General features: G+C 63.3%; 12 protein-coding genes. All 12 read right to left on the minus strand.

Annotated elements, in window-relative coordinates; translation table 11 throughout:
* Positions 1–9: 9 nt before the first annotated feature.
* Positions 10–1,269 (minus strand): MFS transporter, encoded by a 1,260-nt coding sequence (locus AC3RCG_RS22595; protein ID WP_409028032.1) that lies wholly within the window; start codon positions 1,267–1,269, stop codon positions 10–12.
* 48 nt (positions 1,270–1,317) lie between these two features.
* Complete coding sequence (locus AC3RCG_RS22600; protein ID WP_492401946.1) at positions 1,318–1,761, minus strand: MarR family winged helix-turn-helix transcriptional regulator; 444 nt, start codon at positions 1,759–1,761, stop codon at positions 1,318–1,320.
* 168 nt (positions 1,762–1,929) lie between these two features.
* Positions 1,930–3,171, minus strand: a complete 1,242-nt coding sequence (flgL, locus tag AC3RCG_RS22605; protein ID WP_070220145.1) for a flagellar hook-associated protein FlgL — start codon at positions 3,169–3,171, stop codon at positions 1,930–1,932.
* 51 nt (positions 3,172–3,222) lie between these two features.
* Positions 3,223–5,190 (minus strand): flagellar hook-associated protein FlgK, encoded by a 1,968-nt coding sequence (gene flgK, locus AC3RCG_RS22610; protein WP_070220147.1) that lies wholly within the window; start codon positions 5,188–5,190, stop codon positions 3,223–3,225.
* 88 nt (positions 5,191–5,278) lie between these two features.
* On the minus strand, positions 5,279–6,205 hold the full coding sequence (gene flgJ, locus AC3RCG_RS22615) for a flagellar assembly peptidoglycan hydrolase FlgJ (protein WP_070220149.1): 927 nt from the start codon (positions 6,203–6,205) through the stop codon (positions 5,279–5,281).
* A gap of 10 nt (positions 6,206–6,215) precedes the next feature.
* Positions 6,216–7,331: a flagellar basal body P-ring protein FlgI gene (locus AC3RCG_RS22620; protein ID WP_070220151.1), complete on the minus strand. Its 1,116-nt coding sequence runs from the start codon at positions 7,329–7,331 to the stop codon at positions 6,216–6,218.
* Positions 7,332–7,333: 2 nt separating this feature from the next.
* Positions 7,334–7,984, minus strand: coding sequence for a flagellar basal body L-ring protein FlgH (locus AC3RCG_RS22625; protein WP_070220153.1), 651 nt, complete (start codon positions 7,982–7,984; stop codon positions 7,334–7,336).
* A 50-nt stretch (positions 7,985–8,034) separates the two neighbouring features.
* Complete coding sequence (gene flgG / locus AC3RCG_RS22630; RefSeq protein WP_070220155.1) at positions 8,035–8,817, minus strand: flagellar basal-body rod protein FlgG; 783 nt, start codon at positions 8,815–8,817, stop codon at positions 8,035–8,037.
* Positions 8,818–9,049: 232 nt separating this feature from the next.
* Positions 9,050–9,793: a flagellar basal body rod protein FlgF gene (locus AC3RCG_RS22635; RefSeq protein ID WP_034787153.1), complete on the minus strand. Its 744-nt coding sequence runs from the start codon at positions 9,791–9,793 to the stop codon at positions 9,050–9,052.
* Between the two features lie 75 nt (positions 9,794–9,868).
* Positions 9,869–11,416 carry a flagellar hook protein FlgE gene (locus tag AC3RCG_RS22640; protein ID WP_070220157.1) on the minus strand — a complete coding sequence of 516 codons (1,548 nt, stop codon included), beginning with the start codon at positions 11,414–11,416 and terminating at the stop codon, positions 9,869–9,871.
* A gap of 54 nt (positions 11,417–11,470) precedes the next feature.
* Positions 11,471–12,169 (minus strand): flagellar hook assembly protein FlgD, encoded by a 699-nt coding sequence (locus AC3RCG_RS22645; protein ID WP_070220159.1) that lies wholly within the window; start codon positions 12,167–12,169, stop codon positions 11,471–11,473.
* Between the two features lie 15 nt (positions 12,170–12,184).
* Positions 12,185–12,586 carry a flagellar basal body rod protein FlgC gene (gene flgC, locus AC3RCG_RS22650; protein WP_034754081.1) on the minus strand — a complete coding sequence of 134 codons (402 nt, stop codon included), beginning with the start codon at positions 12,584–12,586 and terminating at the stop codon, positions 12,185–12,187.
* Positions 12,587–12,588 lie beyond the last annotated feature (2 nt).

Here is a 12,588-nt window from a genome sequence, read left to right on the forward strand (position 1 = left end):
CGGACCGCCTCAATGCTGGTCGCTGCTGAATGCGAAGCGCCGGCGCCGCAGGTCGACGTTCAGGCGCAACTGGTGATGTTTGACCAGGTAGCGCACGCCGACGAAGGCTGCCGCCAGGCCCGACAGGGCACCGATGCCCAACGCCCAGCGCGGGCCGAAGGTGTCGGCCACCCAGCCCACGATGGGTGCGCCCAGCGGCGTGCCGCCTGCCGAGATCGCCAAAAGGATGGCCATCACGCGGCCCCGCATGGCGGGCGCCGTCGACAGTTGCACGCTGCTGTTGACGCTGGTGGTAAACGTTTGCGCGGCGATGCCGATGACCACCAGCATCATGCCGAACAGCCAGTAATTGGGCATCACGGCGGCCAGCGCGCAGGCCAGCCCGAACAGCGCGGCCGCCCCCAGCAGCAGCGCCAGCGTGGGCTGGCCGCGCCCCGCCGCCAGCAGGGCGCCGGCCACGGAGCCGCATGCCATCACGGAGCTGAGCACGCCATACTGGCCGGCGCCCGCATGGAAAGCCGTCACGGACATGGTCGAGAGGAAAATCGGGAAGTTCAGGCCAAAGGTGCCGATCAGAAACAGCATCAGCAGGATGGCCATCAGGTCGGGCCGCTGGCGCACGTAGCGGAAACCCTCGCCGAGGCTGGCGCGCGTGGCCTTGACGCGCGGCGCACGGCGCAGCAGTTCCACGCGCAGCAGCAACAGCGAACCGATCACGGCGGCAAAACTGACGGCGTTGATGATGAAGACCCAGCCGCTGCCGACGCTGCTGATCAACAAGCCGGCGACGGCCGGGCCCAGCATGCGCGCCGCATTGAACGAGGTGGAGTTGAGCGCCACGGCGTTCGTCAGATCTTCCTCGCCGACGATTTCAGCCACGAAAGTCTGGCGCACGGGCGAATCGAAGGCCGTCACGCAGCCCAGCAGGAAAGCAAACACATACACATGCCACAGTTGTACCAGACCGCTGATGCACAACATCCCGAGTCCCAGCGCCAGCAAGCCCATGGCCGCCTGCGTGCACAGCAGCAGTTTCCTGCGGTCGAGCAGGTCGGCCGCCATGCCCGTCAGGGGCAGCAACAGCAGCTGCGGGCCGAATTGCAAGGCCATGACGATGCCGACGGCGCTGGCATTGTGCTGCGTCAATTCGCTCAGCACCAGCCAATCCTGCGCCGTGCGCTGCATCCACGTGCCGATATTCGACACGAGGGCGCCGCCGGCCCAGATACGGTAATTGGGAATGCGTAGCGAACGGAATGTGCTGTTCATCTGGGCGTGCGGGCTCCTTGCCGGGGTCGTGGTGAAAAATTCAGCGGATCACTCCGCCAAGCGTTTGAGTAAGGCCACCGCCTTGTCGAGCTCGGTGACTTCGGCCGGCGTGAGCCGGGTTTCGATGGTGCGCGCCAGCCAGTCTTCGCGTACGGCGCGGCTCGCCGCGATCCAGGCGCGGCAGCTGTCCGTCAGGGTCAATAGCGTCTGCCGGCCATCGAGCGGATCGGGCGAACCCGTCACCATCCGCGCTTGCGTCAAGGCTTGCACGGTGGCGGCCATGGACTGGGGGCGCATGCCTTCGGCGCGCGCCAGGCTGCTGACGGTGGCGGGGCCGTCGCGCTCGAGACGGCTGAGCACGGATGCCTGCGACATGCTGACGTCCCCCAGGTGCGCCTCTTCGCGCAGGCGGCGGCGCAATTTGCCGACCAGGATGCGCAATTCGCCGGCCAGTTGCAGAACTTGTTCGTGGTTTTCTTGCGCGGTGGTCATGGTGGCCGTGTGGTGTATCAACGGACTCCACTATAACAGATATGCAGTTAGACTGCACAGTTTGCCTGCATACATTATCAGAACAGCCAGATTCCGCGCGCAAAAAAGCCGGGGCGGGAGATGCACTCCCTGCCCCGGCTTGCCGGCCCATCCCGCGATGCCGGTGCGTCAGCTGATGTAATTGAACAGCGACAAGCCCGAGATCGAAGTGAACGATTTTTGCGCCGCCTGCAGGGTCACTTGCTGCTGGCTGAAGGTGGAAATGGCTTTCACCATGTCCAGGTCTTGCAGGTCCGACAAGGTGGTGGCGTACTGGATGTCGAGATCGTCGCCGGCGCTGTCGAGGTAATCGAGTTCCTTCATGCGGGAACCGACATCGGCGCGCACGGACAGCACATTGTCATAGGCCGTATCGAGGATATTGTGCGCGGCGTTCAAGCCGTTCGTCAGGCGCGCCTGGCCCGCATCGCCGCTGCCAGGCTGGCGCAGCACGCCGATCAGGTTTTTCACGGTGGTAAACAACGATTCCTTGGCGCTCGGCTCCAGGGTAAAGCTGTCCAGGTCGGCCGGCTTGCCCGTGATGTTCACTTGCTGGCCGTCGAAGGTGATGGCGTCGCCCGCCTTGTAGGGGATGGGCACGGCAGGATTGGGCACCGTCTGGCCCAGGGTGGCGTCGGTGACGGTATAGGTGGTGACGGCGTCCGTTCCCGTGCCCGTGACCTTGAAGTCGATCGAATACTTGTGTCCCGTCAATGCCGACGGGTCCGTCACCGTGCCGCCCGAAATCACGCCCGAGCCGCCGCGCGTGAAGTTGGCGGTAGCGGCGGCCGTCGTGAACTTGCCGTTGCCCGTCAGGTTGTTTTCAAACACGGTGGCGCCGGAATCGCTGGTGGCCAGGTAGCGCGCCGAACCCACCTGCAATTCGCGCTGTCCCTGGTCGCCCACATAGCTGGCGCCCGTCGGCGTCTGGCTGAATGGCTGGGTCGTGGATTTGTAGCCGGAAAACAGGTAGCCGCCCGCGCCGTCGGCCGTATTCGCGATGCCCAGCAAGTCGGTCAGCCGGCCTTCCAGCTCCCTCGCCAGGGTATCGCGGTCGACATCCTTCAGGGAAGGGTTACCGGCCTTGAGCACCAGGTCCTTCACGTCGGCGATCAGCGAGGTGGTGCTGGCCAGCGCCAGCTCTTCCTGCGACAGGAAGTTCTTCGCATTCGAACGGTTCGTCACGAACTGGGTGTTGATCGATTGCGACTGCGTCACTTCCAGCGCGCGCGCCGAGGCGATCGGATCGTCGGCCGGCGTCAGGTTGCGGCGGTTCGACGACAGCTGCATCTGCGTACGGTTCAAGGCGCCCTGCAGATTGTTCAGCTGCGAGCTGCCCTGGTCATAAATCATTCGTGTGCTGATGCGCATGATGCTGCCCTTCCAGAAAGCCGCCGCGCGCTACGTCGCGGCAAAAATTGATTAACGTCCCAGGCCGATGACCACGTCGAACAGGGTGCTGGCGATCTGCATGACCTTGCCGCACGCCTGGTAGGACTGCTGGTAACGCAGCAGGTTGGCCGCCTCTTCATCGAGGTTGACGCCGGAAACGGCCTGCTGCTGGGTGCTGACCTGCTGCAGCAAGGCCAGGCTGGCCAGGCCGCTCACCTGCACTTCGCGCGTCTTGTTGCCCACGAAGCTGACGGTTTGCGCATACGAACCCTGGAACGTGGCATTGCCGCCATCGAGGATATTCTTCGTCTGCAAGCCCGCCAGCAGCGCGGCATTGCGGTTGTCGCCCACGCCGCCCGTATTGGGCTTGATGACGAAGGTATCGCCCTGCGCCGGCGTGCCCGTCATGCTGACATTGATGCCGCCAAAGCTGAAGTTGTCGCCTTCCGTGTAGGGGATGTTCGCCGTGCCGGCCGGATAGGTCGTGGTCGCGCCATTCAAGCCCTTGACCGTCACCGCCTGGCCTGCCGGGAAACCCGTCAGCGAGGTGGTCGCCTTGTCATACGTCAAGGTCAGGGGACCGGTCAGGGCATTGCCCGGCGTCAGGTAGGCCTTGTCGACGGAGCCGGCGCTGAGCTTGCCGGAACCCGTATTGGCCACCGGCGCCGAGGTGGCGATCGGCGCGGCGGCCGCGATCTTGTTGCGGTCGGTGATCAGCACGTTCAAGCCGGCCGCGCCATTCGCCGTCGGCTTGATGACGTAGTTGTCGCCTTGGGCGGCCGTGCCTGAGATCGAGAAATCGACGCCGTCGATGGTTTGCGGCCCCGTTTGCGGATACGGATTGATGATGGTGTGCGTGCCGTCGGATTCGCGCGTTACCACATAGTTGCTGCCGTCGTATTTCAGGCTGTAATCGCTGGCCGTCAGCTTGGTCGGGTCGCTGACCTTGGCCGACAGCACCGTGGTGCTGCTGGCGTTGTTGCCGCGGTCGGCACCGATCACGGGGTCGGGTATCTTGAAAAAATCGCCGCCCATGGCGCCATTCAAGTCCTGGCCCAGCTTGTGCTGGTCGTTGAAGGTGCTGGCCAGCGCGATGGCGACCTTGCCCAGCGAGTTCTGGACATTGTCCAGCGTACCGCTGCGAAATTCCAGCAAGCCGCCCAGCGAACCGCCGGTCAGGGAACTGTCCGGCAGCACGGTGACGGTGCTGCCCGTGACATAGCCCACCTCAATGCGGTTCGGGTCCGTCCGCGAAGGCGTGGCCGCCAGTTCGAAGCTGCGGTCCGCCACCACCAGGGGCTGGCCGGCGCCGATGGAAATGGTGACGGTATTGTTGGCGGCGGGCTGCACCGTCGCCTTCACATATTTGTTCAATTCCGTGATCAGCTGGTCGCGCTGGTCCAGCAGATCGTTGGGCTGGTTGCTGGCATCGACCGACAACTGGGAAATCGACTTGTTCAGCTCGGCGAGCTGCTTGGCATAGGTATTGATCACCGTCACATTCGACGTGATCTGCGAATTGACGCCGTCACCGATCTCCGTCAGGCGCGCGCTCAGACCCTGAAAGCGCGAAGCGAGCGAGCCGGCGCTCGACAGCAGCGCCTGGCGCGACGCGACCGACGAGGGATTCGAGCTGAAATCCTGCACGCCCTTGAAAAAATCCTGCATGGCGGGCGACAGACCGGCCGTGGGATCGGCCAGCAGATTGTCGATCTGGCTGATCTGCGTGTAATACGTGTCGAGCGCACTGGTCGCGCTTTGCGCGGAATTGACCTGAGTGGCCATGAAGCTGTCGTACTGGCGCTTGATCTGCGACACTTCCGTGCCCGTGCCGACAAAGCCATAGCCGGCATAGTTGGACTGCGACGTCTGCTGCAGCACCACCTGGCGGCTATAGCCGGCCACGTTGGCGTTGGTGATGTTATGCCCGGTCGTCGACAGGCCCACCTGCGCTGCAAGCAAACCGCTCTTACCGATGCTGAGTAGATTCGAAGTCATGGTGTCTTATTGGTTACCGTCAAATGTATTTACGGCAGCCGCGGCGAAAACTTGAAGCGCGCGGCTTGCGCAGGGGACAGGCGGGGAATTAGCCGACCAGCGAATTTTTAATAATTTTTGTCAATTTGGCAGCGTAATTCGGGTCCGTCGCGTAGCCGGCCTTTTGCAAGCCCTGGGCAAACGTGCTGGCGTCGCCCGCGCTGGCCAGCACTTTTTCGTAGCGCTTGTTGTTGGTAATCAACTGCGCATAATCCTTGAAGCTGTCCGCGTAGCTGTCGTAGGCGCGGAATTTTTCCACCTTGCGCTGCGCCTTGCCATTTACATATTCCGTGGTGACGGCTTCCGTGACCTTGCCCTTCCAGTCGCTCGACGCCTTGATGCCGAACAGGTTGTGGCTGCTGCTGCCGTCGCGGCTGATGATTTCGCGCTTGCCCCAGCCCGTTTCCAGCGCCGCCTGGCCCAGCATGAACTTGGCCGGGATGCCGGTGGCGCGGCTCGCCTCTTCCGCATGCACGCCCAGCTTTTCCTGGAAGGCGCGCACGTGCGGCGCCTGCGTGGCGTTGGCCTTGTCGCTCAGGGTCTTGCCGGTGCCGGCGGCGCTGCCTGCACCCTCGGTCAGCGCACCCTGCTGCTGGCGGAACGCGGCCAGGGCCTGCGCCATGCTCGACGAACGGGGCGACGGCGCTTCGGCGCCGTCGGCGGCCAGCGCCTGGTTCGACGACGACAATTGACGGATCAGCACGTCCGCCAGGCCCGTGCCCCGCTTGGCCAGGTTCTGGCTCGTCTGCTGGTCCAGCATCGAGGTGTACATCTTGCTCTGCTGGCTATCCATGATGCCGTCCTGCGGCGTGGCCTCGCGCATGCTTTTCATCATCATGTTGATGAACATGGCTTCGAATTGCGTGGCCGCCTCTTTCAGGGCGGCGGGGTCCTTCGCCTTGGCGGACTGGCGCAAGCCATCCATGCCCTTGACGTCATAGGCGGCGGTATTGCTGAGGTCGGTTTGGCTGATCATGGCGTGTCCATCAAATGATTTCGAGTTCGGCGCGCAGCGAACCTGCCGCCTTCATCGCCTGCAGGATGGCCAGCAAGTCTTGCGGCGAGGCGCCGATGGCATTCAAGGCCTTGACCACGTCGGACAGCGAAGCGCCGCCCTTGACCAGCATCACCTTGCCCGGTTCCTTCTTGATATCGATCTGCGCCGTCTGCGTGACCACCGTGCGTCCGCCCGACAGCGGCGCCGGCTGGCTCACCTGCGGCTCGACATTGATGGTGACGGACAGGTTGCCATGCGAAATGGCGCACGTTTCCAGCGTCACGGACTGGTTCATCACGACGGAACCGGTGCGCGCATTCATGATGACCTTGGCCGCCAGGCGGGCCGGATTGACTTCGATGCTTTCCAGCTGGCCCAGGAAGGACACGCGCTGGTCGCTGCCGCCCGGCGACTGCACCTGGATCACGCGCCCGTCCAGCGCGGCGGCCGTGCCGGCGCCGTAGCGGCTGTTGATGGCGTCGACCACGCGGCTGGCCGTGGCGAAATCGGTGGCGTTCAATTCCAGGCGTATCGTGTTGTTGGCGCCCAGCACCGAAGGCACGGTACGCTCGACCGTGGCGCCGCCCGAAATGCGGCCCACGCTCAGGTGATTGATGACGACGGAGCTGCCGGCCGCCTGCGCGCCCACGCCGCCCACCAGCACGTTGCCCTGCGCCATGCCGTACACCTGGCCGTCGGCGCCCTTCAATGGCGTCATCAATAAAGTGCCGCCGCGCAAACTTTTCGCATTGCCCATCGACGAGACCGTCACGTCGAGCAGCTGGCCCGGCTGGGCAAACGCGGGCAAGGCCGTCGTCACCATCACGGCGGCCACGTTTTTCAGCTGCAAACTGGTGCCTTGTGGCAAGTTAATGCCCTGCTGCTGCAGCATCGCCGCCACGCTCTGGATGGTGAATGGCGTTTGCGTGGTCTGGTCGCCGCTGCCGTCGAGGCCGACGACGAGGCCATAGCCCATCAGCTGATTCTGGCGCACGCCAGCGATGCTGGCCAGGTCCTTGATGCGCTCGGCCTGCGCCACGGGCGCCAGCAGGGAGATGGCCAGGCCGAAAACAGCGGCAAAGCGGGGAAAAGTAAAAGTGGCCATGATCAGAACGGCAGCAGGCTGAGGAAGAAACGCGACGCCATCGAGGCCATTTCGGCGCGGTCGATCTGGCTGTTGGTGCGGTATTCGACGCGCGCGTCGGCCACCTGGGTCGATGGCACGACGTTGCCCGTGCCGATGGTATCGGGATTGACCATGCCCGAGAAGCGGATGAATTCCGTGCCCTTGTTCATGGCGATCTGTTTCTCGCCGGCCACGATCAGGTTACCGTTCGGCAGCACTTCAATCACCGTCACGCCGATCGTGCCGGAAAAGGTGTTGCTGGCGGACTGGTTGTCGCCGTCCGCAAACTTGGTGGCGCCATTCGCCGAGACGGTGCCGCCCAGACGGCCCTGCAGCATGCCTGGCGTGGAAAAGCCCACGCTGCCCGACTTGTTGCCGGAACTGGCGCCCGCCTTGACGGCGTTCGTGCGCTCGGTGATGGCGATCGTCATGGTGTCGCCCACGTGGCGCGCGCGGCGGTCTTCGAAGGCGGGACGGTAGGTCGACGGCTGGTAGATGGAGCCGTTGCTGACGACCACGGGTTCGGGCATCGGCGCGCGCGTGGTGGTCGGGTACTGCACGATCGAGGTGGGCGTGATGGCGCAGCCGGACAGCAGGACTGCGGACAACAGGGCGATGATGGGGTATTGCATGACGAACCTCCGCTGCCATCCGGCGGCGGATGGCATGACGACTATGAAAATTAAAGTTGCGACAATTTCTGCAGCATTTGATCGGACGTGGTGATGGCCTTGCTGTTGATCTCGTAAGCGCGCTGCGTCTGGATCATGTTGACCATTTCCTCGGCCACGTTGACGTTCGACGTTTCGATATAGCCCTGCATCAGCACGCCGGCGCCGTTGGTGCCCGGGGTGTTGGTCTGCGCCACGCCGGAGGCGCCCGTTTCCATGTACAGGTTTTCGCCCTTCGATTCCAGGCCGGCCGGATTGACGAAGGTGGTCAGCTGCAACGAGCCGATTTGCGATGGCGCAACAGTGTCGGGCAAGGTGACGGAGACGGTGCCGTCGCGCGCCACGGTCAGGCTCAGCGCATTGGTCGGCACGGTGATGGCGGGCTGGATGACGAAACCTTCGGAAGTGACGAGCTGGCCGTTGGCATCGGTCTGGAAGGAGCCGTCACGCGTGTAGGCGGTGGCGCCGTCCGGCAGCAGCACCTGGAAAAAGCCCGTGCCGTTGACCATCACATCGCGTGAATTGCCCGACGCCTGGGGATTGCCCTGCGTATGGATGCGTTCGGTAGCCACGGTGCGTACGCCCGTGCCGATCTGCAGGCCCGATGGCAGCTGGGTCTGCTGCGACGATTGCGCGCCCGGCTGGCGCACATTTTGATACAGCAAGTCTTCAAACACGGCGCGCGACTTCTTGAAGCCTGTGGTGCTGACGTTGGCCAGGTTATTGGCGATCACGTCCATCTGCGTCTGCTGCGCTTCCAGGCCGGTCTTGGCTATCCAAAGGGAACGAATCATGATTTTTCTCCAATAACGGCGCTAAGTAATTCTCGGGAAATTAGTGTGAATTTATGACAAACAGAACCGGATGCTATGCAAGGCGCTCGCTGCGACGCAGTGCGAGCACTGCTAGCAGCGAGCAACGCCGCAGAGCGCAGGTTATGGAAGTCAGAAATCACAATAATTTATTGGGGGTTACTTAATCAGCCCTGTAGACTATTTCTATGTGACCATTATGCGGTGGCCCCCATCAATTCAAAGCGAGGATCTGGGTGGCTTTCGCCGCGTTATTCTCGGCATTCTTCAACAAGCTCATTTGCGTTTCGAACTGGCGCGCCAGGGCGATCATGCTGACCATGGAGTCGACAGGGCTGACATTGCTGCCTTCCAGGGCACCGGTGGTCAGCTTGACGGCCTGGTCTGCCTGCGCCACCGTGCCATCCTTCAGACGGAACAGGCCGTCGTCGCCGCGCACCAGTTGCTGCTCGGGCGGGTTGACCAGCTTGATGCGTCCCAGCACCGTCGACGGGCCTGGCGGCACGTCCGTGGATATCGTGCCCACCGTACCGTCGCTGGCGATGGCCACCGTCACGCCGGGCGGAATGGCCATGGGGCCCGTATCGCCCTGCACCATCAGGCCCGACTGCGTCTGCAGCATGCCGTTTTCATTGAGCTTCAGGGCGCCGTTGCGCGTGTAGGCTTCGGAACCATCGGCCGACTGCACCGCGATCCAGCCGCCGTTTTCCACGGCCACGTCGAGCGCGCGGCCCGTGTGCTGCATCGGGCCTTGCGTGAAGTCGGAACCGACCGTCGAATCGACGACGAAGGCGCGCGTCGGCATCATGCCGTCGGCCACCACGGGCACGGCGCGGAACGAGTCGAGCTGAGCGCGGAAACCCGTGCTGGTGGCGTTCGCCAGGTTGTTCGCCGTGGTCGCCTGCTTGTCCAGGATGTGCTTGGCGCCGGAGCCGGCGGTGTAGATGAGACGGTCCATTTTTTATTTCTCCTGTTGCCTTCAACCCAAGGCAGAAAGCTGGGGTCAGACCCGGCGGGTCTGACCCCGGTACTATTAACGCAGGTTGACGAGTGTTTGCATGACGGAATCCTGCGTCTTGATGGTCTGCGCATTCGCCTGGTAGGCGCGCTGGGCCGTGATCATGTTGACCAGTTCGGCCGTCAGGTCCACGTTCGACACTTCCACGGCCGAGGCGCGCAAGTCGCCCAGGCCGCCCGAGCTCGGCTCGCCCGTCATCGGGCTGCCTGAAGTCGAGCTTTCCGCCCAGGCATTGTTGCCCAGCGGCTCAAGGCCATTCGGATTGGAAAACTTGGTCAGCACCACCTGGCCCAGGTCGCGCGTCTTGCCGTTGTTGTACTGGCCCTGGATCACGCCATCGGAACCCACGACGAAACGGTCCAGCTGGCCAGCCGCATAGCCATCGGCCACGGTGCGCTTTTCGCTGGTGGACGAACTGAGCTGGGTCGAATTGGTGAAGTCGACCTTGATCGCCAGATTCGCGTTCGCGCCCGTGGCGGGGAAGACGGGCAGGTTGACCGTCACCGGCAGGGTTTGCGGCGGCGTCAGGGCCAGCATGGCGGCCTTGTCCAGGCTCCCGACGCTGTTGAACACCAGCGACGCCGACTTCACGGCGGGCACTTCCGTCACCGCGGAGATCCTGCTGTCGATCTGGTCCGGCGTGAGGCTGGAATTGACGCCGTTGGGCACGGCGCTGCCATAGGTGGCGCTGATGGCGGCAAGCTGGGCCGGGCTGGCGCCGGCCGCGGCGGCGGCGGTGCGTATGGCGACACCGGCCGCATTGCCATAGGCAACGGCGGCGGCCGTGATATTGGCGGGCACCAGCGGCACGGCCGTGACGGCGGCCTGATAGGCGGCGCGCGCGGCCAGCGAGGCGGCATCGGTTTGCGCAGCGGCGACCACTTTCGCGCTGGTGATTTCCTTGCCGTCAGTGGCCGTGTAGACATCCCAGGTATTGGTACCCGTCTTGACGTAGAAATTGGACATGGTGTGGGAGTTGCCCAGCGAATCGTAGACGGGCACGGGGAATTGCTTGGTCCACGACTTTTGCTCGCCCACGGTGAACGGCACCACGGTCGGCATGGCCGAATTGGAATCGAGGTTGACCTGGGTATCGACCTTGGTGGTCGCCTGCGGCGCCATGTCGGACGGGTCGATCTGCAGCGGCACGGTGGCGCCGGCCAGGATCTTGCCGTTCACATCGGCCGGATAACCCGTCAGCTGGGCTTTCTGGGCATTGACGATGAAACCGTTCTTGTCGACCTGGAACTGGCCGTTGCGCGAGTACTGGATGGCGCCGTTCACGCTGGTGCGGAAGAAACCGCCGCCGTTGATGGCGATGTCGAGCGGATTGGACGAACTTTCCAGGTTACCCTGGTTGAACAACTGCGCCACCTGCGACACGGACACGCCGATACCGGGCTGGTTGCCGCCCACGCCATACAGCGAGTTGGCATAGATGTCGGCGAACTGCGCCTGCGATTGCTTGAAACCCACGGTGGCCGAGTTGGCGATGTTGTTACCGATGACGTCCAGCGATTTGGCGGCGCCGTTCAAGCCGCTCAGGCCTTGTTGGAAAGACATTGTGTTCTCCTGGTAGAAAATAGGGGTAGAGGGTCTACGCTACAAATGAGCGGCTTACAAAATCTGTTTCACATCGGCCATGGTGATACTGCCCACGCCCGGCACATTCAACTTCACGCCGCCGGCGCCCGTCGACACGCTGGCGACCGAACCGAACATCAGCGCCGCCGCATCGGTCAGCTTGGCGCCGCCCCGCTTGGCTTCCACCGAGAACGTATAGGCGCCGTCAGGCAGCACGATGTTCTTGCCGTCCTTGTCGAGCTCGGCCGTGGAGCCGTTCCAGCCCAGCGGCAAGGTACCCGCGTCCTGCGGGCCCAGGTCGATGGAATGGACTTCCTTGCCCGTACTGTTGTAGATGGTGACCTTGACGCTGTCGGCCGGCGTCGCCAGGTCCACGCCCAGCAGGGCCGCGCTCTTGCTCAGGTTAATGCTCTTGCCTGCAGTCAAGACGCCGTGGCCGATGATATTGGCCGCCTGCATGGATTCGGCTTGCTGGTAGCTGGTCTTGAGCGTTTCCAGCGTGGTATTGAGCTTGTTGACGCCCGTCACCGTGGACAGCTGGGCCAACTGGCTGGTCAGCTGCGCATTGTCCAGCGGGTTCATCGGATCCTGGTTTTGCAGCTGGGTCACCAGCAGGGTCAGGAATTTGTTCGTTTCTTCCTCGACGCTGCCCTTCGCGGCCGTGGTCTTCTTCGGATTCATCGTCGCCATCAGGTCGGTGGTGACGGTTTTGCTCGTATCGATGGTTGCCATAATGGTCAGTCAGCCTTATTGGCCGATGGTGAGGGTTTTCAGGAGCAGCGACTTGGCCGCGTTCATGGTTTCCACGTTGGTCTGGTACGAGCGCGAGGCCGACAGCATGTTGACCATCTCGTCGACCGTATTCACGTTGGGCATGGTGACGTAGCCCTTCTCGTCGGCCAGCGGATTCTTCGGGTCGTACACCAGCTTCATCGGCGACGGATCTTCGATCACCTTCTGCACCTTGACGGCCGTGGCGCCGTTGGCCATGGGCACGGCTTCGAACACCACCTGCTTGGCGCGGTAGGCTTCGCCCGTGGCGCTGGTGGCGCTGTCGGCATTGGCCAGGTTGCTGGCCACCGTGTTCAGGCGCTGCGCCTGGGCGCTCATGGCCGAACCGGAAACATTGAAAATATTAAATAGCGACATGA

Source organism: Janthinobacterium sp. GW823-FHT01H08 (genome assembly GCF_058797855.1).